Annotated in this window: 24 protein-coding genes and 8 tRNA genes; 20 read left to right on the forward strand and 12 right to left on the reverse strand. The window is 42.6% G+C overall.

Annotated elements, in window-relative coordinates:
* The first annotated feature begins 48 nt into the window (after positions 1-48).
* From PHC85_01390 to PHC85_01420, 7 genes are all read left to right on the forward strand, one after another.
* Complete coding sequence (locus tag PHC85_01390; protein ID MDD5032759.1) at positions 49-699, forward strand: ComF family protein; 651 nt, start codon at positions 49-51, stop codon at positions 697-699.
* Between the two features lie 25 nt (positions 700-724).
* Positions 725-811 (forward strand) — tRNA-Ser (locus tag PHC85_01395).
* 40 nt (positions 812-851) lie between these two features.
* Positions 852-1,466, forward strand: coding sequence for a class I SAM-dependent methyltransferase (locus PHC85_01400; protein MDD5032760.1), 615 nt, complete (start codon positions 852-854; stop codon positions 1,464-1,466).
* A 68-nt stretch (positions 1,467-1,534) separates the two neighbouring features.
* A complete protein-coding gene (locus PHC85_01405) occupies positions 1,535-1,759 on the forward strand; it encodes a DUF5652 family protein (GenBank protein MDD5032761.1) in 225 nt (74 codons plus the stop codon).
* A gap of 103 nt (positions 1,760-1,862) precedes the next feature.
* Positions 1,863-1,952, forward strand: a tRNA-Ser gene (locus PHC85_01410).
* A gap of 27 nt (positions 1,953-1,979) precedes the next feature.
* Positions 1,980-2,597: a DedA family protein gene (locus tag PHC85_01415; protein MDD5032762.1), complete on the forward strand. Its 618-nt coding sequence runs from the start codon at positions 1,980-1,982 to the stop codon at positions 2,595-2,597.
* Positions 2,598-2,733: 136 nt separating this feature from the next.
* A complete protein-coding gene (locus PHC85_01420; GenBank protein ID MDD5032763.1) occupies positions 2,734-3,057 on the forward strand; it encodes an RNA-binding protein in 324 nt (107 codons plus the stop codon).
* Between the two features lie 76 nt (positions 3,058-3,133).
* On the opposite strand, the gene PHC85_01425 is transcribed toward PHC85_01420, so the two are convergent.
* From PHC85_01425 to PHC85_01450, 6 genes are all read right to left on the reverse strand, one after another.
* Entirely contained in the window at positions 3,134-3,508 is a 375-nt protein-coding gene (locus PHC85_01425) for a hypothetical protein (GenBank protein MDD5032764.1), read from the reverse strand.
* Positions 3,509-3,548: 40 nt separating this feature from the next.
* The gene (locus tag PHC85_01430; GenBank protein MDD5032765.1) at positions 3,549-4,067 is read right to left on the reverse strand and encodes a hypothetical protein; all 519 of its coding nucleotides are present in this window, start codon (positions 4,065-4,067) and stop codon (positions 3,549-3,551) included.
* A gap of 18 nt (positions 4,068-4,085) precedes the next feature.
* A complete protein-coding gene (locus PHC85_01435; protein ID MDD5032766.1) occupies positions 4,086-4,610 on the reverse strand; it encodes a hypothetical protein in 525 nt (174 codons plus the stop codon).
* Positions 4,611-4,620: 10 nt separating this feature from the next.
* Positions 4,621-5,199, reverse strand: coding sequence for a prepilin-type N-terminal cleavage/methylation domain-containing protein (locus PHC85_01440; GenBank protein MDD5032767.1), 579 nt, complete (start codon positions 5,197-5,199; stop codon positions 4,621-4,623).
* 99 nt (positions 5,200-5,298) lie between these two features.
* Entirely contained in the window at positions 5,299-7,221 is a 1,923-nt protein-coding gene (locus PHC85_01445) for a PKD domain-containing protein (protein ID MDD5032768.1), read from the reverse strand.
* A gap of 117 nt (positions 7,222-7,338) precedes the next feature.
* Entirely contained in the window at positions 7,339-8,577 is a 1,239-nt protein-coding gene (locus tag PHC85_01450; protein MDD5032769.1) for a PKD domain-containing protein, read from the reverse strand.
* A gap of 108 nt (positions 8,578-8,685) precedes the next feature.
* Between PHC85_01450 and PHC85_01455 the strand changes: the two genes are divergently transcribed.
* From PHC85_01455 to recG, 4 genes are all read left to right on the forward strand, one after another.
* Positions 8,686-9,195, forward strand: a complete 510-nt coding sequence (locus tag PHC85_01455; protein ID MDD5032770.1) for a DUF5673 domain-containing protein — start codon at positions 8,686-8,688, stop codon at positions 9,193-9,195.
* Positions 9,196-9,235: 40 nt separating this feature from the next.
* Positions 9,236-9,307: transfer RNA gene (locus tag PHC85_01460), tRNA-Arg, on the forward strand.
* Between the two features lie 2 nt (positions 9,308-9,309).
* Positions 9,310-10,428 carry a glycosyltransferase family 4 protein gene (locus PHC85_01465; GenBank protein MDD5032771.1) on the forward strand — a complete coding sequence of 373 codons (1,119 nt, stop codon included), beginning with the start codon at positions 9,310-9,312 and terminating at the stop codon, positions 10,426-10,428.
* Positions 10,407-12,596, forward strand: coding sequence for an ATP-dependent DNA helicase RecG (gene recG / locus PHC85_01470; protein ID MDD5032772.1), 2,190 nt, complete (start codon positions 10,407-10,409; stop codon positions 12,594-12,596). Before PHC85_01465 ends, recG begins: the two co-directional genes overlap by 22 nt.
* A gap of 16 nt (positions 12,597-12,612) precedes the next feature.
* On the opposite strand, the gene PHC85_01475 is transcribed toward recG, so the two are convergent.
* The 3 genes from PHC85_01475 to ftsH form a co-directional block, all read right to left on the reverse strand.
* Complete coding sequence (locus PHC85_01475) at positions 12,613-14,157, reverse strand: glycosyltransferase family 2 protein (GenBank protein ID MDD5032773.1); 1,545 nt, start codon at positions 14,155-14,157, stop codon at positions 12,613-12,615.
* Positions 14,158-14,264: 107 nt separating this feature from the next.
* Positions 14,265-14,337: transfer RNA gene (locus PHC85_01480), tRNA-Ile, on the reverse strand.
* Between the two features lie 9 nt (positions 14,338-14,346).
* On the reverse strand, positions 14,347-16,206 hold the full coding sequence (ftsH, locus tag PHC85_01485; GenBank protein ID MDD5032774.1) for an ATP-dependent zinc metalloprotease FtsH: 1,860 nt from the start codon (positions 16,204-16,206) through the stop codon (positions 14,347-14,349).
* Positions 16,207-16,393: 187 nt separating this feature from the next.
* Between ftsH and infB the strand changes: the two genes are divergently transcribed.
* The 9 genes from infB to PHC85_01530 all read left to right on the forward strand — a co-directional run bounded on the left by infB (position 16,394) and on the right by PHC85_01530 (position 21,924).
* Entirely contained in the window at positions 16,394-17,911 is a 1,518-nt protein-coding gene (gene infB, locus PHC85_01490) for a translation initiation factor IF-2 (protein ID MDD5032775.1), read from the forward strand.
* A 3-nt stretch (positions 17,912-17,914) separates the two neighbouring features.
* Entirely contained in the window at positions 17,915-18,247 is a 333-nt protein-coding gene (gene rbfA, locus PHC85_01495; protein ID MDD5032776.1) for a 30S ribosome-binding factor RbfA, read from the forward strand.
* A gap of 4 nt (positions 18,248-18,251) precedes the next feature.
* Positions 18,252-18,323 (forward strand) — tRNA-Cys (locus PHC85_01500).
* Between the two features lie 38 nt (positions 18,324-18,361).
* Positions 18,362-18,443 (forward strand) — tRNA-Leu (locus tag PHC85_01505).
* Between the two features lie 5 nt (positions 18,444-18,448).
* Positions 18,449-18,532, forward strand: a tRNA-Leu gene (locus PHC85_01510).
* Between the two features lie 21 nt (positions 18,533-18,553).
* Positions 18,554-18,624 (forward strand) — tRNA-Gly (locus tag PHC85_01515).
* An 861-nt stretch (positions 18,625-19,485) separates the two neighbouring features.
* Positions 19,486-19,803 (forward strand): hypothetical protein, encoded by a 318-nt coding sequence (locus PHC85_01520; protein ID MDD5032777.1) that lies wholly within the window; start codon positions 19,486-19,488, stop codon positions 19,801-19,803.
* Between the two features lie 284 nt (positions 19,804-20,087).
* Positions 20,088-21,443 (forward strand): hypothetical protein, encoded by a 1,356-nt coding sequence (locus PHC85_01525; protein MDD5032778.1) that lies wholly within the window; start codon positions 20,088-20,090, stop codon positions 21,441-21,443.
* Entirely contained in the window at positions 21,436-21,924 is a 489-nt protein-coding gene (locus PHC85_01530; protein MDD5032779.1) for a hypothetical protein, read from the forward strand. The genes PHC85_01525 and PHC85_01530 overlap by 8 nt, the downstream gene beginning before the upstream one ends.
* A 75-nt stretch (positions 21,925-21,999) precedes the next feature.
* Here the strand turns inward: PHC85_01530 and PHC85_01535 are convergent, their stop codons facing one another.
* Genes PHC85_01535 through PHC85_01545 form a run of 3 tightly spaced genes read right to left on the reverse strand, consistent with a single transcriptional unit; the run spans position 22,000 to position 23,063 of the window.
* On the reverse strand, positions 22,000-22,452 hold the full coding sequence (locus PHC85_01535) for a pilin (GenBank protein ID MDD5032780.1): 453 nt from the start codon (positions 22,450-22,452) through the stop codon (positions 22,000-22,002).
* The gene (locus tag PHC85_01540) at positions 22,452-22,691 is read right to left on the reverse strand and encodes a hypothetical protein (protein ID MDD5032781.1); all 240 of its coding nucleotides are present in this window, start codon (positions 22,689-22,691) and stop codon (positions 22,452-22,454) included. Before PHC85_01540 ends, PHC85_01535 begins: the two co-directional genes overlap by 1 nt.
* A gap of 18 nt (positions 22,692-22,709) precedes the next feature.
* Positions 22,710-23,063, reverse strand: a complete 354-nt coding sequence (locus PHC85_01545) for a hypothetical protein (GenBank protein MDD5032782.1) — start codon at positions 23,061-23,063, stop codon at positions 22,710-22,712.
* Positions 23,064-23,101: the final 38 nt, after the last annotated feature.

Consider the following 23,101-nt stretch of genomic DNA (forward strand, 5'->3'; position numbering starts at 1 on the left):
GCATCTTTTTGAATTTAAGATTATTATACCATATAAAGAAAACGAAATATGGGCATTGTGAAGCAAGTTATCCACACATTTTTGAATATAATTTTCCCTGAAAGATGTTTTGGCTGCGGGACAATCGGTTTCTTGTTTTGTGAAAAATGCCGGCAAAAAATTAACGGCCCGAAGATATCAAAATTCGGCGAAATTGAAGTATTTAGCGCGGCTTCATATCAAAACGATGGGATAAAAAATGCCATCAAAAATTTAAAATACAGATATGCCAAAAATACCGCGGAAGCCTTGGCAAATATAATTATTGAAAAAATAATTTCACCGGAAATTTTAGAAATAGAAGACGATGATATCTTGGTGCCAATTCCCCTTTCCCCAAAAAGAACGAGAGAAAGAGGGTTCAACCAAGCAGAGCTTATCGCAAAAATTCTATCGGACAAAATATTTATAAAGATGCGCGGCGATATCCTCTATAAAACAAAAGAAACCGAATCGCAAGTGGAAATAAAAAATCGAGATGAACGGCTGAAAAATTTAGCCGGCGCGTTCGTCGTAAAAGATTTTTCAGCCGTTCATGAAAAAACAATCTTTCTAATTGACGATGTCTGCACAACCGGCGCGACTTTATACGAAGCCTCAAAGGTTTTAAGGCATGCCGGCGCGAAAAAAATTATCGGAATCACTGTGGCGCGAGGGTAAAAAATGTGTTAGCGTAAAAAAACATGGAGGCGTGGCTGAGCGGCCGAAAGCAGCACACTGCTAATGTGTTGAGGGGGAAACTCCTCCGCAGGTTCGAATCCTGCCGCCTCCGTACTTCGACAGGCTCAAATCAGGAATCTGAATTATTTGTAATGATTAAAAAAAGACAAAAAGATGTCTGGAATAAGGTTTATAGCAAATATACTCCCGCTGAATTACCGTGGTTCAATCTAAAATTTCCGAAAGAAGTAACAAAATGGATTTCCGCGCTGGATAAAAATACTACGATGATAATTCCCGGCTGCGGTTTCGGAGACACGGCTGGCGTTCTTTCCAAAATGGGTTTTAGAAAAATAATGGGTACGGATATTTCTAAAAAAGCGACAGCCGGAGCAAGAAAGAGATTTCCAAAATTGAAATTTAAAACAGTTGAAACCGAAAAACTGAATCAAGAAAGATACGCCAACGCAAATATTTTTGATTGGCTTAATTTTCATCATATCAACAGAAAAAATATTCGTGCTTACTTATTTTCATTACAAAAAATATGTAATACTTTGATTCTTGCTTATATTTTTGAACCAGAATTAGGCAAAAAAAGAAATTCTTACATAACAGGTGAAAAAGTCTATAATCATAACCCGGCGGATGTTATAAAAATACTGGATAAACTTACTCAAAAGAAAAAACTCACGTTTGAATTTAAGATAAATCCAAAATTTGGGAATAAAAAGCATAAAGCCGTAGCTTTTATGTTCATAAAATAGAGGCGCGAAGCCCTGCCCTATTTTTTCGTTTTATTCATTTTTTCCAAAAAATATTCTATAATCTAAACATGACGGATTTACCGTTTCTTGCTTCGCAAAGTTATTGGATTTTATTTCTAGTCGCCGCGTGGACCATCCCATGGAAAGGCGTCGCTTTGTGGAAAGCGGCCCGGTTCGGCCAAAAGTGGTGGTTCATCGCTCTGCTCGTTTTAAACACTCTGGCGATTTTGGAAATAATCTATATCTTTTTCGTAGCAAGGAAGCAAAACCAGGAACTTATAAAAACTCTCTGATATTGCCCTAGTCAAGATTTTGATTTAGGATTGTTCTCGAATGTAATTCGGGCTTTTGCAGATATTTATAAAAACACGTTAAATTTGAATTGGTGAGCTTGGCGGAGGCGTGGCTGAGCGGTTGAAGGCGGCGGTCTTGAAAACCGTTATGCCGGCAACGGCATCAGAGGTTCGAATCCTCTCGCCTCCGCCAAGCTTGTGAATTTCTCTCAAATAGCCAATGTTTGAATTCCTCATAAATTTTTTCGTCAAAATAGTTGAAACTGGAGGCTACCCCGGAATAGTCTTTTTGATGGCGCTTGAAAGCACGGCAATGCCCTTGCCTAGTGAAGCCATAATGCCTTTTGCCGGATTTCTGTGGTTTCTGGGAAAAATGTCTTTCGGCTGGATAATTTTTTTCAGCACAATCGGCAGTATCATCGGTTCTCTTCTCTCTTACTTTATAGGCTTTTATGCCGGAGAACCGTTTATTAAAAAATTCGGAAAATATTTTTTAATAAACGAAGAGCACCTTGAAGCAACCGAAAAATTTTTCAAAAAATTCGGCAGTAAAACGATTTTATTCAGCCGCTTTATTCCTGTAATAAGGCACCTGATTTCCCTGCCCGCGGGAATCGGCAAAATGAATCTGCTGAAATTTTCCTCTTATACGATTTTGGGGGCTGGAATATGGAACGCGTTTCTTACTTATCTCGGCTACTATCTAGGAGAAAACTGGGCTGAAATAAGAAAATTCAGCGAAATTATCGATATTGCCATTATAATTTTAATACTAGGAACAGCGGTTTTTCTAATAATGAGAAGGGTAAAAGCGCGGGCTAAAATCAATACTTTATAAAAGGGGTTGACTTTTGCCCCAGACCTGCTATTGTAGAATTGTACTTATTCCACTCTCTTCCTTGCGCGAATAGTTATACGAGGCAGGAAAGAAGTCTAGGAAAAGTGGTCGTATTATATTCGTGTTAAGGAAATTTATGGCAAAAAAACTATACGTAGGAAGCTTGTCGTACGGAACAACGGATGACACCCTGAGAGACGGATTCTCCCAGGCTGGAAACGTTGAATCGGCTGTTGTCATCACTGATAAAATGACGGGCCGCTCAAAAGGTTTCGGATTCGTGGAAATGTCCACAGACGAAGAAGCCCAAAAAGCCATCGAACTTTTCAATGGAAAAGAATTTGATGGACGTACGATAAACGTCAGCGAAGCCAGACCAATGGAAGCTCGCCCACCGAGAAGAGATTTTGGTGGAAGCAGAGGCCGTGGCGGATTCGGCTCAAGAAACAATTCTTTCTAAATTTTTGGAAAGATAGTTAAAACAAAAACAACCTCTGCTCAGAGGTTGTTTTTGTTTTAACGTTTTTCGAAACAAATCACCAATTCAATTCAAGCGCGCGGTCAGCGTTGCCATACCGGCCTGTGGAAATTATAGATCCTTCACCGTCATATTCCGCGCTGCAAGTCGCGCCATTATCAAGACTGCAGGAAATAGTGGCCGTCAGCCCGTCGTCGCACCCGATGGTTGTTTCCTGGTTTACCTGATAAAAACATTCTTCGGCGCCGGCATCGGCCGCGTAAAAAGCCACGACAGACTGTCCTGATTGTATCGTCATTTTTATCTGCTGGAACATCAAAACAGACACGCCAAGCCCGATACTCAAAAGCATGCTTAACATAAGAAGAGAAAGAAGAATAGAAATAGCTCCTTCTTCTCCGCCTTTCCTGTTTAATTTAAAATTCAATGCCAACCTCCGAAAAAAAGTTTTTTTAACCATATCTGTCATGTTTTTATCTTAAAGCCACGGAACTTTGAAGATTAATAACATCCGATCCGCCGCTGCTTCTAACACCGGGTTCAAGTTTAAGAATTATAGTGACAAACGTCCTGTCTGGAGACGTATAGTCTCTTACATAAAAAGCTCCCGAGACTTTCACTGCGCCTTCCGGGGTCACATCAAAAACAGGGACAGTAGACGGCGGTTTATAAAAATAAAGCCCGACATCTCCAAATTTATAGACCAAATTTTCTCCGGCTGAATTCGTAATGTCCAAAGTAGACCCGTCTTCCGAAACAGAGTTTACGACGCTTGTCCTCAATTCCCTTGTTAAAAATTCCAGAGTATAACGTCCGGTTTCATAAAGGTTTTGGACTAAAAATACTTTGCGCTGAGTTTTGACCACGGAAATTGAAACAGCCGTGATACTCAAAACAAAAGCGCTGAAAATCGCCAAAGAAACGAGGGTTTCTATAATCGTAAATCCCGCCAAAAATTCAATATCCTTCTTTTTTAATGTTTTAAGCTTCATGCTTCAGTTTTAAAATTTTTATCTCCATCTCCACAAGCGGTCTTCCACGTTTAAAGTGTGCCACCCTGTCCGAGCCTGCCATCTTATTTCTGAGACAACCTTTATTTCATCGTTGCTTACCCGGGATAAAATTACCCTTCTGTAAAAAGGCGTGTCCTCTCCCTCCTCGTATTGATAAAGTCCGAAAGAATTTATTTTCAATGGCGCTTCCGGGTCCGCGCAAGAAGCGTCAATTAGCAAAATACTGTCATGAACAGGGCAATAAATTTGAGAGCTTCCTATCGGATGCGAATAAGGAGTGGTAGTACTGTACCATTCCCAGCTTCTCCAATCGCCGTTTGATTTTCTTATATCCCTTATTATTTCAACCCCCTCCTGCGCCAATCCTGAAGCGATAAGCCGCGACTTGCTGTTTTCAACGGCTTTTAGCGAATAATTAGTCATGTTGAAAACTCCGAATATTCCGACAATGGCGATGGACGTCGCCACAATAACTCCAACAAAACTCAATCCTTGATTTTTCGGATGACCGGAATTATTCATAAATTTTATTTTATTCCGCCAGAGGAGTAAGAATATCGACTCCTCCTCCGCTCTTTGCCAATACTATATTATAAGTTATATCCGAACCGCTTCCCGCCCACAGTGTTATGGAGAAACTGGAACCAAAGGGGTCTTCCGAATTGCCGTCAAAAAAAGTAGTCGGACGCGGCGGCTTAAAAAAAATATCAAAAGAAGAGGGCGGGTACTGATAAGAAATCCCCGAAGGCAAATAAACAGTTTCTAAAATATAATCCCCCGCGTCATATATGTTATTGCTGGTCGCGCATTCGGGAGACACGTCGGCATAAACAGAATAATAATCTCCCGACGAAGGAAAGATTATTCCGTATCCGCAATATTGTTCTTTTACGTCAATCCCGCTTATGGCCAAATTTTGAGCCCTTCTTATATCCGAAGCCAAACGCTGCGCAGCTTGGCTTAAATTGTATTTTTTTTCTCCTTCTTTATAATTAGCCGCGATGATTGCCGTTATTATAGTTATGACAGAAACCACGACCATAAGCTCAATAAGAGTAAACCCGATCCTCAGAAATCCGGCTTTTTTGTTTTTTGGCAACAGACTCATCATTGATTTAATTATACATCATCATAACAAAGTGCAAAAAACATTCCGGCCGCCGATAAGCGCAGCCGGAATGAAAGAATATCAAGCGTCGGTTGAATTGATTTAAAAAGGAAGTATTTCTTTCCAATTAGGAAGCGGCCATTTTACTTCCACTGTGCTTAAAAGCGTGCATGATTTTCCGTTTGAATCGGTGATTCTTAAGGAGACTTGTTTTGAGCCTTGGCTTAAAAATGTTGTCATCGGGCTTTGTTCTACCGAAGTTCCGGGGGAACCGTCTTGGAATTCCCATACGCGTTCAGTGGTGGAAGCTCCTTCGGTGACCGTTGAACTGTCCGTGAATTGAACGACATCGTCTTCGTTGGGCTTGAAAGGAAGCCATGTGTAGACAACGGTCGGGTATTCGACGTAATCCGTGGTAAAAGGAGTTCCGACAATCCAATCAGAATGGCCGTTATCGTCATTGTAGACTTTGACGCGCCAATTATACGTTTCTCCGTAGACGAGTTTGTCTGATTCGGGGACATCAATGACGAGAACCTGCTGTGTATTTATCGTGGGGCTTGGATATGAAAGTCCCGATTGGTTTCTGTCCACTTCAGGCGATAGAAAATCGCTGTTGTTGTCTACCTGCATTTGGAATCTTGATTCCGCTTTTTCAAGAGGGTCGGAATACGTCCACGAGAAGGTATGGCGGGCTATATTGCAATATGTGTCAGGACCCGGTTCTGATACAGAGAGGTCAGTAGCTTCCGGATCTCCGCTTGGAGGCACAAAAGAAGTATTAACCTGATATCCCGAGCCGTTGAAATTCACCCATCCGACGACATCTCCTCCCCATGCCCAGCCTGACCAATTTCCCGAAGTGTCCATAGTGGCGCCGTAGGCGCCGGGATTCTCTCCTTCATCATATGCCGCAGCCGACGGAGTAAAATTTGAAGTCCAGCGGGCGATGTCTTTGGAAATTCTAAGTTCGTCAATATAACCATTCACTCCCATATCTCCATTCCAATGCGCTCCGACTCTTAAATCATAATTGCCCGCGTTTATATTAGTTATAGAAGCATCGGTATAATCAGCGCCCAGCTGAACGCCGTTTACATACATGCGAATCTTTGTTCCGTTTCTCACAAGCGCCAAATGATACCAAGTGTGAAGCTGCGCGCTGGTCCAATCTCTCGACATTAAAATTACACTTCCGCTTTTATCGTAAGTGAAGTATAGCGTTCCGTCAGCGTGCCTCCATAAATTCCAGCCATCCGTGTCTGCCGTTCCCCTGCCTCCTCTTCCGACAAAATTTTGATGAGTATTTATTGAATTTAGATACACCCAAAAATCAACGGTAAAGTCTCCGCTAAAATCCCAATCGGAACTGTTGGGAGTAGAAAGATAATCTCCGCTGCCGTCAAAAGCGGCGCTGTATCCTCCGAATTTGCTCTGGCTGGAACTTCTCGCGACATTTCCGTTTGGCGTCATCACATGGGTGAAGGCCGAACTATTCGTCAACCCCATATCATCCATATGCAAAAGCAATTTCGCATAGCTGTCATTACCTCCAATGCCTCCGCCTCCTGCGGAAGGGTCTCTTAAACTAATCCATCCGTCCCAGCCTCCGCCGTAAGAAAGAGCTCTCGCCCAGCCTTCTATGGAAAGATTCTCATCTCCTATATCGGCCGGAGAATCAACTCTGGCATCGCAAACGCCCGATGGACAGCCTGAGAGATCAGCCGCGTTAAAAGTTATCCATCCGATATTTTCGGACCAGGCAAAACCGGAAAAAATACCAGTGTCCAAATTAAGATTCACTCCGTAGCTGGAGGTTCCGCCTCCGGTCAAATTGTTAAAACTTATCCATCCGATATTTTCGGACCAGGCGAAACCGGTGGTATTTTGCGCGCTTCCGGCTTCTGCAGGCTCCCAATTCCGCAAAAACATCACGGCGGAAAAAATAAAAACAACGGAGATTAAAACATTTATTAAAAAACCTAATTTTTCGGATGCCGATTTTTTTATTATGGAAAGATTCATTGTCTTTATTTTACGCCAGAAAACGATCAACGGCAAACCTGTTGTGGATAATAAAACATTCCGACCGCCGATAAGCGCAGCCGGAATGAAAGAATATCAAGCGTCGGTTGAATTGATTTAAAAAGGAAGTATTTCTTTCCAATTAGGAAGCGGCCATTTTACTTCCACTGTGCTTAAAAGCGTGCATGATTTTCCGTTTGAATCGGTGATTCTTAAGGAGACTTGTTTTGAGCCTTGGCTTAAAAATGTTGTCATCGGGCTTTGTTCTACCGAAGTTCCGGGGGAACCGTCTTGGAATTCCCATACGCGTTCAGTGGTGGAAGCTCCTTCGGTGACCGTTGAACTGTCCGTGAATTGAACGACATCGTCTTCGTTGGGCTTGAAAGGAAGCCATGTGTAGACAACGGTCGGGTATTCGACGTAATCCGTGGTAAAAGGAGTTCCGACAATCCAATCAGAATGGCCGTTATCGTCATTGTAGACTTTGACGCGCCAATTATACGTTTCTCCGTAGACGAGTTTGTCTGATTCGGGGACATCAATGACGAGAACCTGCTGTGTATTTATCGTGGGGCTTGGATATGAAAGTCCCGATTGGTTTCTGTCCACTTCAGGCGATAGAAAATCGCTGTTGTTGTCTACCTGCATTTGGAATCTTGATTCCGCTTTTTCAAGAGGGTCGGAATACGTCCACGAGAAGGTATGGCGGGCGGTATTGCAGTACGTATCGGAGCTTGGCGAGGAAACCGTAAGATCGATAGCTTTCGGATTGATATCCACCGGCACAAAAGAAGTATTAACCTGATATCCCGAGCCGTTGAAATTCACCCACCCGACGACATCTCCTCCCCATGCCCAGCCTGACCAATTTCCCGAAGTGTCCATAGTGGTGCCGTAGGCCTCTCCGCTATCTTTCAAACTAATCCATCCGTCCCAGCCTCCGCCGTAAGAAAGAGCTTTCGCCCAGCCTTCTATGGCAACTGTTTCCTTTCCTATTTTATTTGGCAAAGCGACTCTGGCATCGCAAACGCCCGATGGACAGCCTGCGAGATCAGCCGCGTTAAAACTTATCCATCCGATATTTTCGGACCAGGCAAAACCGGAAAAAATACCGGTGTCCAAATTAAGATTCACTCCGTAATCGGAAGTGCCGCCTCCGGTCAAATTATTAAAACTTATCCATCCGATATTTTCGGACCAAGCGAAACCGGTGGTATTTTGCATATTTCCAGCGTTTACGGATTTCGAATTTAGAAGAAACATCGCTCCCGAAAAAATAATCGCAACGGAGATTAAAACATTTATTGAAAAACTAAATTTTTCGGATGCCGATTTTTTTATTATGGAAAGATTCATTGTCTTTATTTTACGCCAGAAAACGGTCAACGGCAAACCTGTTGTGGATAATAAAAATACCAGTTTTTATTATTGTTTCCCGGGAAGAATCGCTATAATATTAAATACATGCAAACCGCGACGGACAACGGGCAAAAAGAAGAAAAACAGCCACAAGTTAAACTACCAATAGCATGGTCTGCCCTTGAGTACAGATACGTACCCAAAGGACCAAACTGGTTTTGGTTTTTAGGAAGCGGAACTTTGGCTTTAGTGATTACGGCAATTTTTCTTAAAAATTTTCTTTTAGCGGTATTCGCGGTTATCGCCGCGCTGGCAATAGCCCTTCAGGGGATCAGAAAGCCTAAAAAAATCAGCATATCAGTGGAAGAAAAAGGAGTAAGAGTAGAAAGCAAATTCTACGAATACGAGAAAATAAAATCTTTTTGGCTGGAAACGGAAAGGCCGGAGAAAAAAGAACTGGTATTTGAATTTAAAGGAAAAATGGTTAGATATATAAAAGTACCCTTGGGAAACGCCAACCCGGCAGACCTTAAATCCGCTTTAATAAAATTACTGCAGGAAAAAAAATACGAACAGCCTTTTTTGGAAACAATCACGGATATCTTAGGGTTGTAATATGCCTAATTAAAATTACGGACAGGGCATTTTATAAAATGCGCCCATAGCTCAACGGATAGAGCGCAAGCTTGCGGAGCTTGAAATCGAGGTTCGATTCCTCGTGGGCGCAAAATGAAACCGAAAATTCTTATTTTTTCTCTGGCCTATTCTCCTCTTTGGGGCGGAGCTGAAATTGCCGTCAAAGAAATTACTGACCGGATTGCGGATGCGGAATTTTTTATGATTACCAAAAAATTCAACACCGGAGACGAAAAAAAAGAGCGAATCGGAAACATAAATATTTTTAGAATAAATTCTTCAAAACTTCTCTTCCCTTTTAAAGCATATCTTGCCGCAAGAAAACTTCACAAAAAAGAAAATTTTTCCGCCGTATGGTCCATCATGGCAAACCGCGCCGGCTTTGCCGCGCTCTTTTTCAAATTCAATTTTCGCGAGATAAAATTTCTTCTTACGTTGCAGGAAGGAGACCCCGCTGAATACATAAAAAAACGCGCGGGCTTTCTCTGGATTATCATAAAGCCGCTTTTTAAAAAGATTTTTACCGAAGCGGATTACATACAAGCCATAAGCCGATACCTGGCCGATTGGGCGGAAAAAATGAATGCAAAATGTCCGATTGAAATCGTCCCGAACGGAGTCGACCTTTCAAAGGCTAAACCGAAAGCAGAGAAGCGAAAAGCGGACGAAACAATAATTATCACCACTTCCCGGCTGGTGCCGAAAAATGGCATCGCCGATTTAATTGATGCCGCAAAGATTTTAACTGAAGAAGAATGTAAGATTGAACTCCAGATTTTGGGCGACGGTCCCGAAAAAAAAGCTTGCGAATTGAGGATTGCGAATTACGGGTTGCGAGACAAGATAAATTTATTAGGGCATGTCCCGCAGGAACAGATACCTGAATATCTGGCAGCCGCCGATATTTTTTGCCGGCCTTCTCTTTCCGAAGGGCTTGGCAATTCTTTTCTTGAAGCAATGGCGGCGGGACTTCCGGTTGTAGGGACTCCGGTGGGCGGAATACCGGATTTCATCAGCGACGGAGAAACGGGACTTTTTGCCGAACCAGGCAATCCAAAAAGCATCGCCGAAAAAATAAAGATACTAATCAATGACCCTGCCTTAACTCAAAAACTTTCAGAAAACGGAAAAAAGCTTGTTTTTGAAAAATACGGGTGGAACGGAATTTCTCAAAAAATGTCAAAAATTTTATGGAACTTAATTCACTCCTGACAGAACACTTTCGTCTCACCGAATACCAAAAAAAGGCGCTGAAAAAACTCGGGATAAAAACCGCGAAAGAACTGCTTTGGCACTTCCCTTCAAGATACGAAGAGATGGGGGAGAAAAAAACAATCGCGGATCTTGAAGAAGGAGTCCGCGCCACCATAATCGGCAGAATTTCCAAAATAGATTTTGAAAAAACGTGGAAAAAGAAGATAAACATAGCCCACGCGTCTCTTGATGACGGCACGGGAATGGTAAAGCTTGTCTGGTTCCACCAACCGTTTGTGGCGAATCTCTTAAAAGAAGGCGACAGTGTGCAAATAAGCGGAAAGGTCCAAAAAAACGAGAAGGCCATGCCTGACGGCAGGCAGGGTTTTTATTTCGCCAATCCTGAATACGAAAAAGCGGAAAACAACCAGACCTCTTTTGACGCCAAAAACGGCAAAGCCGGGCTTTTGGCGATTTATCCCGAAACAAGAGGTCTTTCTTCAAAATGGTTCCGGATAAAAATTCAAACCGCGTTAAAAAAAATAGACATAAAAAGTCTACCCGATCCTCTTGAGAAAGAAATCCTTAACAAATATCATCTTCCTTCCTTAAAAGACGCCCTTGTTTACATTCACACCCCGAAAGACAGAAAAAACGCCGAAGCCGCCAGAAAAAGATTTTCCTTTGAAGAAATTTTCTTTATACAAATATCCAGACAGCAAAAAAGGAAATTGTGCGAAAAACTCCCGTCATTTGAGGCAAAAGCCGGGAAAAACGAAACAGACTCTTTTGTAAAAAATTTTTCTTTTCCTCTCACAAAATCCCAGCAAAAAGCCGCGGAAAACATCATTAATGATTTCAAAAAAGGAACGCCCATGGCGCGTCTGCTCGAGGGAGACGTCGGCTCGGGAAAAACTGCCGTCGCAGCGATAGCAACCTACATAATATTTAAAAACAAACTTCAAACCGCCTACATGGCGCCGACGGAAATTCTGGCGCGCCAGATTTTTGAATCGTTTATAAAATATTTCTCAAACACGGGAGCGAAAATAGGGCTCCTGACTTCGTCGGACTGCAGGAAGTTCCCTTCAAAAATACAAACGGAAACTTCGGCAAAAATACCGAAATCAAAAATGTTCAAATGGATTTCCGAAGGAGAACTGGACATTATCATAGGAACTCACTCGCTTATCCAGGACAAGGTGAAATTTTCGATTCTGGAGAAAGAAATCTACAAAGATAAAAAGCTTGCCCTGGTAATAATAGACGAGCAGCACCGCTTCGGCACAAACCAGCGCGCCGCTTTGATAAACAAAAAAAACGAAAGCGACAAAAACAGAATTCCTCATTTTCTCTCAATGACAGCCACCCCTATTCCCCGCACATTAGCGCTCACTGTTTATGGCGACCTTGATTTAACGCTCTTGGACGAAATGCCTCCCGGCAGAAAAAAAATAGAAACGGAAATAGTCGCGCCAAACGAAAGAGAAAACGCTTATGAAAAAATCCGGGAAGAAATTAAAAAGGGGCGGCAGGCGTATGTCATATGCCCGAGGATAGAACCTTCCGAAGAAAAAACGGCAAGCCTCATTTCGCTGAATATGAGGGCGGTAAAAGACGAATACGAAAAACTTTCCGAAAAAATTTTCCCGGAATTCATAGTGGGCATGCTCCATGGAAAAATGCAGCCCAAAGAAAAAGAAGAGGTCATGGAAGCTTTTGAGAAAGGAGAAATAAATATTCTAGTGGCGACGTCGGTAATAGAAGTCGGAGTAAACGTGCCGAACGCCACGGTAATAATAATAGAAGGCGCGGAACGTTTTGGCTTAGCTCAGCTTCACCAATTGCGAGGGCGCGTCCTAAGAAGCACCTACCAACCCTACTGTTTTGTCTTCACGGAATCGGGAACGCAAAAAACTTTGGCGCGGCTTAAGGCGCTTAAAACCGCGAAAAACGGATTTGAACTGGCGGAATATGATTTGGAATTCCGAGGTCCGGGAGAATTATCGGGCAAAAAACAATGGGGTATTTCCGATGTCGGAATGGAAGCGCTCAAAAATATAAAAATGGTAGAGGCGGCGAGGGAGGAAGCAAAAAATTTATTATCCAGCGACTCCGACCTAAAAAAATGCCCGCTCATTAAAGAGCGGCTTGAACAAGAAAATCTCAATATACATTTTGAATAATCCGATAGAAAGGACCTTACTTCCTATATTTAGGTGTTACCCAAAAACCCATATATTTCCCTAAAAGAAGACGTGTTTGGGAATCAACTCCGGGGATCGCTCCGAAAACTATTATCGTAAAAGGGATAAGCACCCACTGAAAAAACATATAAACAACATTGTAGAATTTTTTGCCATCGGGCCGCTTTGGTAAAAGCTTGAAAGAAAGAATCGCCGAACCGACAAGCCCGAGCATAGCTATTGTCATAAGCAATCTTGTTATGCGCGGAAGATTGTAGGAAAGAAGCATATTATTGAATTCCTGTCCGCCCAAAGCCAGAGGAAGCCACCCAAGCATAAAGATAAGCAGGGGGTTCGTGGACAAAGACCAAAAGCCTTCAATCTGCACAAACGCAAGGCGTAATTTTTGCGCAAGAGGAATTGACTTGTTTTTCAAAAAACCGAAAAGGATATACGGTACGTTTTCAACGCCCCAGGTCCAACGCCGCTGCTGTTTGTAGACATTCAAAGACGTACGCCAAAAACTTGGAGCCAAATTGGCGTCCATTGAAACCGGATAAGAAAGAGGAACCACGCGATAATCGCCGTCATAAAACAAAAGAAAATTCCAGAAGATCCGCGAGTCCTCGGAAACCATATTTTTCTGCCAATACCCTATTTCGTAAAGCGCCTTGAAAGGAATCGAATGAGACGAAAAAGTGGCAAGCCTTTCCGGACGTTCCTGCTGTATCATCTGCCAAAAAGTTCCGGAAGTGGCGACGACACGGGAAAGAGCCGGCGATTGCCAGATATTATTATTATAAAGAGGCACCGGCTGGTAAGAACTTTTATACGGCTTTTCAGCGGTAAGAAAATGCCAGGTCAGACATAAAAAATATTTCGGGTAAACGCGCGTGTCTATGTCAAAAGCCGATACTAAAACATCTTCGTAAGGTATATTATTTTTGTCCAAAATTTCTTTTCTTGCTTCTTCCGCGGCAAAGGCGATATTTGAACCCTTCCCCGCCATTTCTCCCGGAATATTTTTCGGATGTTTCGTTATCAAAAAATGAGCGAATTTATCTCCGTATTTTTCAAAAATTTTTTTCGCGTTTTCCGCGGCAGTCGCGCCCGCTCTTTCTTCGCTCGCCAGAATTATTATCATTTTTTCCTTGGGCCAGTCGGAATTCAAAATTGAAACAACCGCGTCTTCTATTACTCCGAAATCTTCTTTGTAAAAAGGCAAAAGCACCATCTGATAAAGATGCTGCCATTTCATATTCATAAGCCGCTTATGCCAATCCGTTTCAATATTGGATTTCATCCTTTGCCAGTTAGCGCGCAGATGCAATGAAAGATACGCGGTTTTTATCAGCCAATAGACGTCAAAAACGATTATAAAAAGCGCGACCCACACCGGCTTAAACCACGAAAGAAAGACAACGCCGATTATGGTGAACCACATCAAAAAACCAGGAAGCATTTCCAGAATTCTGTATATTATTCTGTCGTTTCCTGAAAGTTCCGAAGCGCGGCCGATTTTAAGATACGGCCTTTTATCCAAAACACCGGCATTCATCATTTTAATGTATCAAAAAGCGCTGGCTTGAGGAAGATACCAGAGAACGAACGCCATAACCGCGGCTCCCAAAAGCGCGACGAAAATAATCGATTTTTTCATAATATTTTTGGATGTGCCAGGACTCGAACCTGGAACCATCGAGGTATAAGCTCGAAGCTCTGCCAATTGAGCTACACATCCCCCCTTATTTTATTTCCTGACCCCCGATACTTTCATTAATTTTTCAAACTCGTCTTTTTCAATGCTTTCTTTTTCTATCAAAGTTTTGGCGACAAGGTCAAGGCTGGTTTTATGCTTCACCAAAATATCTTTGGCGCGTCTGAAAGCGTCTTTCATAAATTTACTCACCTCTTGGTCAATAAGAGAAGCCACTTCTTCGGAGTATTCTTTTTCCATTCCAATATCCTTTCCCAAAAACACCAAGTCTCCGTGCTCGCCCAAAGACACCGGGCCGATTTTATCGGACATGCCGTATCTTGTGGTCAGAGCGCGCGCGATGTCCGTAGCTCTTCTTAAATCATCGGACGCGCCTGTCGTGATTTCGTTAAAAACCAATTTTTCCGCGGCATACCCGCCAAGCGCCACCGCAAGCTCTTCAAGAAAATGGGATTTTGAATATAGATGCCTTTCATGCTCCGGAAGTTTTAAAGTATATCCGGCTGCCCTTCCGCGCGCCACTATGGAAACTTTATGCACGGGGTCGGCATTCGGCAAAGCCGCCGCCACGAGAGCATGCCCGGCTTCGTGGTAAGAAGAAATTTTCTTTTCATCAATGCTCAAAATATGGCTCTTTCTTTCGGGACCAAGCATTACTTTTTCAATTGACCTCGTAAGGTCTAACTGTGTAATTTCTTTTCTGTCTTCACGTGCCGCCAGTATCGCTCCCTCGTTCATGAGATTCTGCAAATCGGCTCCGGAAAATCCCGGAGTGCGTTCCGCAATTCTTTTCAAGTCAACTTCTCCGGCAAGAGGTTTTTTACGCGCGTGTATTTTTAAAATTTCCTCGCGGTCTCCGATATCCGGCAAATCCAGAACAACCCTGCGGTCAAATCTTCCCGGACGAAGCAGCGCCGGGTCCAAAACATCCGGTCTGTTTGTCGCCGCCATGACAATAAGTTTTTCATTGGGTTCAAATCCGTCAAGCTCCACAAGAATCTGATTTAAAGTTTGTTCGCGTTCGTCATGTCCTCCTCCGAGACCGGCCCCTCGATGCCTTCCTACGGCGTCTATTTCATCAACAAAAACAATGGCAGGCGACGCTTTTTTCGCCATGCTGAAAAGATCTCGGACGCGTGAAGCGCCCACACCAACGAACATTTCCACAAACTCCGAACCGGACATATGAAAAAAAGGAACTCCCGCTTCGCCGGCAACCGCGCGGGCAAGCAAAGTCTTTCCTGTTCCCGGAGCGCCCATAAGCAAAACACCTTTGGGAATCCGCGCGCCGATGTTTAAAAATTTCTGCGGGTTTTTAAGAAAATCGACTATTTCGCGCAGCTCTTCTTTCGCTTCTTTGACTCCGGCAATATCCTTAAACGCGACTTTTTCTCCTTTGTCATTGGGACCGATTACGCGAGCGCGCGATTGACCGAAATTGAAAGCTTGAAGCGCGCTGCTTTTTGCCTGTCTCGCTATAAACCAGAAAAAGACCAGAATAAAAACCAAAGGCAGAATGAAAGGCAAAAGATTGCCGGCCCAAAACCAGAACCCGGTCGGATTCTGCACCTCTATGCTTACTCCAGCGAGCTTCTCCGGAGATACCCCGTAATTTTTAAGAGTTTCGGAAAGAGAAGTTTCCGCTTCCTTCTTGGAAACTTTTTCAACGCCGTCTTTCAAAATAATATTCAAATTGTCTCCTGCAACCGATATTTTTGAAATACCGTCCGAATTAATCTGGCTGGCGACTTCGGACAAAGTCATGCTTTCTTTTTTGGAAAAAGATTCAGCCAAAAAAGAATATCCGGCGGCCAAAAGCATCAGTGCCAAAAGCGCCGTGATAAAATGACGCCCGTAATTGCCCATGTTCGGTTTTAATTCTTTTTTGGCCATAATAATTTTTTAAATTTGTTTTAAATATTATACTCCGTCTGATTGGCCCGTTCGGCCGGAAGAAAACAGAAATTTTTATTTTTTCCTCACTGCCAATTATAACCCCCGAACGCGTCAAAAACAAGAGAAAAACGAAGTAAAGTTTGTCAAACGAAATAAAATATTGTATTATTGACAAGTTAAACCGATGAATACTGAAAATAAAAATTTAATCCCCCGCTCGCCCATAGTTGTCATCATGGGGCATATTGACCACGGCAAAACCACGCTCTTGGATTTTATCAGAAAAACAAAAGTGGCGGAAAAAGAATCGGGTGGAATTACCCAGCACATTGGCGCGTATGAAATAGAATTGGACAAAGGAAAGGTAAAAAGGAAAATAACTTTTCTCGACACGCCCGGGCACGAAGCATTTTCAAAAATCAGGGAACGTGGAGCGAAAATAGCCGATGTCGCCGTTCTTGTTGTCGCCGCTGATGACGGGATGAAAGAACAAACATACGAAACCCTTGACGCGATAAAAAACGCCGATATCCCTTTCGTTGTGGCGATAAACAAAATAGACAAAGAAGGGGCCAACCCCGAACGAATTAAAAAACAGCTTTCCGAAAAAGAAGTGTATCTTGAAGAATGGGGCGGAAAAACTCCGGCAGTGGAAATTTCCGCCAAAACAGGGCAAGGCGTGGATAATCTTTTGGAAATGATTTTGCTTCTTTCCGACATGGAAGAATTCAAGACCGACCCCAACGCTCCGGCTTCCGGCTATATCGCGGAAGCGCACGTTGATAAAAAAAGGGGCGTTTCTGCGACTCTTGTCATACAAAACGGCAAATTAAAGCAAGGAATGCACGTGGTCGCCTCCGACGCGTGCGCCCCGGTAAGGATTTTTGAAAATTTTCTTGGAAAATCCATAAAAGAAGCATCCGCGCCTTCTCCTGTTCAGATAACGGGATTCAATAAATTACCCGCGGCAGGAAGCGAATTCCAAACTTTTGAAAACAAAAAAGAAGCGGAGGTCGCGATTGAAAAGTTTATCTCCGCTTCCGCGGGGAAAATCAATAAAGATCTTGGGCCGAAAATCCAAGGAGAACATGATGTTTCTATTGTAGCTCTCGTGCTTAAATCGGACGCAGGCGGCTCGGCTGAGGCGCTTGAAAAAATCGCGCAGAAACTAGGAAGCGATAAAACGACTATAAAAATTCTGCGTTCCGACGTGGGCGATATAAACGAAGACGACGTAAGGCTGGTATCAAGCGCCGGAGAAAACGCGCTGATAATCGGATTTAGAGTAAAACAAGAAACGGCCGCGGCGGCTCTTAGCGAACGCTTCACCGTTCCGGTTAAAATTTTTGACATAATATACGAAGCCGAAGACTGGCTGAAAGAAGAAATAAAAAAACGCGAGCCCCTTGAGATGAAAGAAGAAACGGTTGGCAAGGCAAAATTATTAAAAATTTTTAAAAACGACAAAACCAAAAAAATCGTCGGAGGAGAAGTGATTTCCGGAAAAATATTCCTGAACGCCAACATAAAAATATACCGCCGCGATTTTTTCCTGGGAGAAGGAAAAATAACGGAGCTCCAGCAAAACAAAAACAAAGCTGACGAAGTCAAAGAAGGACTGCAATTCGGGGCGCTGATTCAAACCAAGGCGAATATCGCCGAAAAAGACATATTTGAGATTATAGAAAAAATTCAAATCTAAAAAATGGCATCCGAGAAAAGAGCGGGAAAATTCGTTTCCCTCTTCACAAAACTGGTTTCGGAATTTATCGCCAGGCGAAATGTTGGAAATGGATTCGCAACAATCACCGGGATGGAATTTTCAAACGACTTAAAATCTGCTAAAGTATTTGTCAGTATTTATCCGGAAAAAGAAGAAAAAGAAATGCTGGTTTTTCTGGGAAAAAACCGTGGAAAAATCGGAAAATACGCCTCCGAAAAAACCAAAATGAGATTTCTGCCCAAACTTGAATTCGTTTTGGACAAAGGAGAAAAAAACCGGCAAAAGATAGAAAAGATTTTGTCGGCAGGGGTTTAAAAAAGGCCAGGTAGCCAAGTGGTAAGGCAAGGGTCTGCAAAACCCTTACACGCGGGTTCAATTCCCGCCCTGGCCTCAAGCCATAGAGCATTTGAAAACAGAAATTTAGCCATTGCTCGGGTGGCGGAATTGGTATACGCGCACGACTTAAAATCGTGTCTCGCAAGAGATGCGGGTTCGACCCCCGCCCCGAGCATAAACGGGCGAGTGGCGGAATTGGCAGACGCGTAAGGTTTAGGACCTTATGGGAGAAATCCTGTGGGAGTTCAACTCTCCCCTCGCCCATTGGATATTGAAAAATTTTAAGCGGCCATGGTTTAGTGGCAGGACGGCTCCTTGCCAAGGAGCAGGTGGGAGTTCGATTCTCCCTGGCCGCACCCTTCAATAAACTCAGGGTAAACAAAATGAAACTTTTGGCGCTCCAACCACGCTGGAAATATTTAGGATTTCACATACTTCGAAAGTTCAAACATCGTTACACCCCCTGCACAAGGAATGTATGGCCTTGATAATAGCGACAGCCGATTTTCGTTGAAAATAAATAATCTTTTGTTGGCCAAACAGAAGTCTTAACTAAATCTTGACTTTTTTGTTTGGCAATGTATAATGGTAGAGGAAAATCAAACCTTGAAAGGAGAAAAAAATGTCAGAAGGAGCCATAATTTTTGCGTTGGCAATATGTCTTTTGATAGGATTTCCTTTATGCCTCTTTTTTTGGCCGCGGCTTATGAATAAATGCCCGAGGTGCGGAAGCAGATTAACTTACACCAAAATTTCAACAGTTCCTGCTCCAGGCTTAGAAACACAGTTTTTGGGAATCCGCCAGAAACAAATTGAACATCTTTTTTGTATAAAAAGGCATGGACAGTAGCAAAAACCAGAAAGACAAAAATTCATCAAGCCGTTGGGCATAGAGCCCAGCGGTTTTCTTTTTTGGTCACTTATGAAGATTGTTAATATTATGGATTTTTACAGAAATAGATTTATTAAAGAAGATAAAATTCTGCTTTCTATCAGTGTCTCACGCAATACTGGAAGCACAGTGAACAGTTCACGACCAAGCCCTGTGCAGAATCCAATTTTGCATAGGGCTTTTGCTAATCAATTTTTTAAATTGGACAGCTATTGATTTTTATAACGTAATTGTTATGCTACTTTGAAATCTTTTGAAATCTGAAGATAACAGCTTTTAACTGAAATTTCCGAAATTCTCGCACCTTAACAAAAAAGGAGGGGCTATGCTAAACATGATAAGGAAACGGCTAGGAGCAAAGAAAGAAGAAAATTTGCCCGCGATGGAAACAAAAGAAAAAACATTTGAACAGATGAAAGTTGTGTGCAGAACGGCGAAAAATTTTATTGATGCCTTGGAAGAGCTTGAGGAATTGCATTTTTGCAAATGCGGAGAGCTGTTTCTCTGCCGCCACAAAAAGTGTCCGGAATGCGGAGAACCGAATCCGAAATACAGACCTTTCGCTGGCAAAGACCAGGAAAGGGCGGAAAACATGGCTGAAGCGGCGCTCGATAAACTTCGCGCCGCATGCAAAGCTTTATAGTCTTACCTCCACGGATACCACAAGCAGGAGCCCCGAAACGGAACTTATCCGAAGGGGCTTCTTTTTTTAATCTCAAAAAGACAAAAAATCTTTAAAATAAGCAGTTTTTTGCCCTATTTTTACTTAAACTCGCAAAAAGCAAGGAAATAAATTTTCTGCCAAAACTAAAGTTTCTGGTTTCCAAACGGGATTGACTTTTTTAGCGGATATGATATAATTGGGTCAGGAAAATAAAGGAGTTTTTTGAAAAAATATAAATCTCAAAAACGAGGAGGTATTGAATTATGAAATCAAGGATATGGAATAAACTGATTTCTTTTCTTCTGCGGATGGGATCAATAACATGGAAATGGCCCTCCTTTTTTCGAAAAAGAAAAGAGGATGATAAAGAAAGGGAAAAAGAAAATGACAAAGAGAAAAAATTAAGTATTGGAATAATTTCTTTTCTTCTGCGGATGGGATCTTTCTACCTTATCTGGAGGGGATGCCAAATAATCCCCGTGGATTCGATTTTCAAAGGAACATCTTACAGCGGCGGGTATATTGAATTAATTTTTGTCGTAGCAATAACATGGTTTCTCCCTTGCGGAATTTTTTACGGAGCCTGGAGAAATCTGCCCGCTGAACCGCCAACAGCAGGACTTATCACCATTTTTGGCATGAGAACTTGCTTATTTACGGTAAACGGCTGGACTTTTTTACCCTTATACCCTTTTCTCTTCGGCATAATCGCCTTTGACATGAGAGTCCGCGCCGAACAATTGCCTGAACAGGACGTAAGAACTCCGGATCAAGCCGAATCAAAAATTACTGGAGTAATTTCCTGGAAACCCGACCCGAAAAATCTTCGAAATTTTCAAAACGTGGGCGGAGCTAAAGGAGCGGTAGAAAATTTGTTTAACATATGGACAAGCACTATAAGACAATGGGCCGCTTCGCCCGAAGAAGGTCCTGCGGGTTATATGGAACTTCTGGCCGCCCAATGGGAAGCGGTAAACAGGCTTCTTAAAAAAATGGCTCCTATGTCTTTATGCAAGATTGATTCAGAAATTCCCACGATAGCTCTTTTCAGATATTTTGCCGAGCCCCGAAAACCGCTTACGGAAAATCTGAAAAAACTCTACTCAAGTGACGGAAAAAGCGAGGATTGGGCTAAGCTTGAAGAAAAGCTGAAAGAAAGCAAAAAAGAAGATCTGATAAAAAAACAGGTAGAAAACCGGGAAGAAGATATTGAGGCAGTCAGACAAGGCAAAGGAAATTTCCGGAAACCAGAGCTGGGAATAATTATTACACAGCTGGATATCGGAAAAGTCGTCCCGTTTGGAGAACTCGCAAAATCAATGGAAAAAGAGGCGATGGAACAGAGAGAAAGGGCTGCTGAAAAAGTCCAGGTATTGAATGTCAACGAGAGAAGCAGTGAGCTTATGGAAGCAGTGGTAAAAGACGAGAACGGAAAAACAAAAACAATACCCACCGGCAGAACAAGAAAACAAGCTGACGAGATTGTCATGATCCAGCAAAAAAAGATTCAAAAATCTGTCAAAGAAGTTCAAATCTCTTTAACGCCGGAAAGCCAAGACGCAATTTCTGCAATCGTTGGCGGAATCGTTAGAGCGGTAAAGGAGGTAAAAAATGGCTGATAAAAAAGAAAAGCCGGAAGAGAAACCGGTAGTTATAGGAAAGCTTCCCTCTTCGCTTTGGTGGTTTATAGTTTTAATTTGCCTTGCTGTGTTCTTTCAAAGGGCATACTTAATCCATGCAGCAAGAACAGGAGAAGAAAAAAGGAAAGAGAAAACACAAGCTGTCATTCCTCATTTCGCCAGCACCGGTGTCTTGAAATGGAAACATTCCGGTAAAATAAATCCGGAGCAACGACGCGAGGCGAACATAACGGTTGCCGCAAATCGGACGCGAACCGACATGATTCTGGAACGCAAAGGGGTGGGCAGATTTGAGGGAAAATCCCTTGACGGAATCGTGTATGAAGGAAGTTGGACGGGAGCGGACCGGCATGGCGGCAAGTTTAAACTGGTCTTTGATTCTCCAAACCATGCCATAGGCTGGCATGAAGACTCGGAGACAAAAGAAAAAATCCCCACTACCTTTTCACTTAATGGATAGCGAGGAGAAAAACCCAAAAGGGGTTCGTGTTAAACACGAACCCCTTTTTCTATTCCAAATAAATACCGCTCTTAATCACCAATCGGAATAATCCATGTAAGTGTCTGAATTATCCTCTTCGGGCGGATTCCAATAATAGTAATCGGCGGAATAATCTCCCGTTGCGTCATATCCGTAATCGTAATAAGTGTCTGAAGGGCTTTGCCCGAAAACCGTGTCCTGTAAAATCCGGATAAGCCCCCAAAAAGAAAGCAAGACAAAAAATCCTATAAGCCCGTATATCAGAAAATTTTTAGCCGATTTTCTTTTTTCGGGATTATTCGCCGTGGTGATGTATCTGAGAACTCCGAAAATAAAAACCACAGACGCGACAAGCCATAAAAGCTGTATTATCTGAAGCACGATGTCCGTGCCTCTTTCAAAAACTTCCTTAACAGAAGCTGCTGCGGCAAAAAAAGGCAAAAGAAAACAAACAGCGCACAAAGGCAAAAATACGGAGTACGATTTTATGTTTTTCCCAAAGGACATCAAAATGAATCGACAAAATTTTGAATAATCATAAGCACGCCCTGACTGGAAATCATCAAAGCCATTCCAATTAAACCCCACGCCAGATGCTGTTTCCCTTTTTTTCTCTTCTCTTCGTTATCGGCCGAATAAATCATTTCAACCACGCCATAGATAAAAACCATAATAGCCACCGCGAAAATAAAAATCACGAATGGCTGTATGGCTTCTTCTATAATGGTGTTTATAACTTTATCCATTATATGAGTTTTCGGTTATTAGAGGCTAATGTCAGGAAAATTCGGACTGCCTCCTGTCTGGATACCGAAAGTATCGGCAAAAATCTGGATTATTCCCCAGAAAGCGACCATAACGAAAATTCCGATAAGTCCGTAGATGATAAGCCCTCTTGCTTTCTTCTCATTCGCTTCATCTCCTCCGGCAGTAACGTATTTCACTATGCCCCACAAAAACACCGCGACGGCGAGAAGCATGAAAAGCGGAATAATCCCGTTCGCCAAACTTTTAAGCGTATCAAGAATAGATTCAAGGTCTGAGGCGGCGAAAGCGCAAAGCGGCGCAAATCCCACAATTGCCGGAATAAACGGAGAAAATCTGGATAATTTTTTCATATTATGATTTTTAATTGATAATTTTAATGATTCTTTTT

It is taken from the genome of Candidatus Paceibacterota bacterium (assembly GCA_028711505.1).
Classification (GTDB): domain Bacteria; phylum Patescibacteriota; class Minisyncoccia; order JAHISW01; family Tagabacteraceae; genus JAQTSC01.

Excerpts from the sequence above, each read along its gene's own strand:
- PHC85_01390 (MDD5032759.1), top strand. The coding sequence starts at position 49 with ATGGGCATTGTGAAGCAAGTTATCCACACATTTTTGAATATAATTTTC.
- PHC85_01400 (MDD5032760.1), top strand. The coding sequence starts at position 852 with ATGATTAAAAAAAGACAAAAAGATGTCTGGAATAAGGTTTATAGCAAA.
- PHC85_01405 (MDD5032761.1), top strand. The coding sequence starts at position 1,535 with ATGACGGATTTACCGTTTCTTGCTTCGCAAAGTTATTGGATTTTATTT.
- PHC85_01415 (MDD5032762.1), top strand. The coding sequence starts at position 1,980 with ATGTTTGAATTCCTCATAAATTTTTTCGTCAAAATAGTTGAAACTGGA.
- PHC85_01420 (MDD5032763.1), top strand. The coding sequence starts at position 2,734 with ATGGCAAAAAAACTATACGTAGGAAGCTTGTCGTACGGAACAACGGAT.
- PHC85_01430 (MDD5032765.1), bottom strand. The coding sequence starts at position 4,067 with ATGAAGCTTAAAACATTAAAAAAGAAGGATATTGAATTTTTGGCGGGA.
- PHC85_01435 (MDD5032766.1), bottom strand. The coding sequence starts at position 4,610 with ATGAATAATTCCGGTCATCCGAAAAATCAAGGATTGAGTTTTGTTGGA.
- PHC85_01440 (MDD5032767.1), bottom strand. The coding sequence starts at position 5,199 with ATGATGAGTCTGTTGCCAAAAAACAAAAAAGCCGGATTTCTGAGGATC.
- PHC85_01445 (MDD5032768.1), bottom strand. The coding sequence starts at position 7,221 with ATGAATCTTTCCATAATAAAAAAATCGGCATCCGAAAAATTAGGTTTT.
- PHC85_01450 (MDD5032769.1), bottom strand. The coding sequence starts at position 8,577 with ATGAATCTTTCCATAATAAAAAAATCGGCATCCGAAAAATTTAGTTTT.
- PHC85_01455 (MDD5032770.1), top strand. The coding sequence starts at position 8,686 with ATGCAAACCGCGACGGACAACGGGCAAAAAGAAGAAAAACAGCCACAA.
- PHC85_01465 (MDD5032771.1), top strand. The coding sequence starts at position 9,310 with ATGAAACCGAAAATTCTTATTTTTTCTCTGGCCTATTCTCCTCTTTGG.
- recG (MDD5032772.1), top strand. The coding sequence starts at position 10,407 with ATGGAACTTAATTCACTCCTGACAGAACACTTTCGTCTCACCGAATAC.
- PHC85_01475 (MDD5032773.1), bottom strand. The coding sequence starts at position 14,157 with ATGATGAATGCCGGTGTTTTGGATAAAAGGCCGTATCTTAAAATCGGC.
- ftsH (MDD5032774.1), bottom strand. The coding sequence starts at position 16,206 with ATGGCCAAAAAAGAATTAAAACCGAACATGGGCAATTACGGGCGTCAT.
- infB (MDD5032775.1), top strand. The coding sequence starts at position 16,394 with ATGAATACTGAAAATAAAAATTTAATCCCCCGCTCGCCCATAGTTGTC.
- rbfA (MDD5032776.1), top strand. The coding sequence starts at position 17,915 with ATGGCATCCGAGAAAAGAGCGGGAAAATTCGTTTCCCTCTTCACAAAA.
- PHC85_01520 (MDD5032777.1), top strand. The coding sequence starts at position 19,486 with ATGCTAAACATGATAAGGAAACGGCTAGGAGCAAAGAAAGAAGAAAAT.
- PHC85_01525 (MDD5032778.1), top strand. The coding sequence starts at position 20,088 with ATGAAATCAAGGATATGGAATAAACTGATTTCTTTTCTTCTGCGGATG.
- PHC85_01530 (MDD5032779.1), top strand. The coding sequence starts at position 21,436 with ATGGCTGATAAAAAAGAAAAGCCGGAAGAGAAACCGGTAGTTATAGGA.
- PHC85_01535 (MDD5032780.1), bottom strand. The coding sequence starts at position 22,452 with ATGTCCTTTGGGAAAAACATAAAATCGTACTCCGTATTTTTGCCTTTG.
- PHC85_01540 (MDD5032781.1), bottom strand. The coding sequence starts at position 22,691 with ATGGATAAAGTTATAAACACCATTATAGAAGAAGCCATACAGCCATTC.
- PHC85_01545 (MDD5032782.1), bottom strand. The coding sequence starts at position 23,063 with ATGAAAAAATTATCCAGATTTTCTCCGTTTATTCCGGCAATTGTGGGA.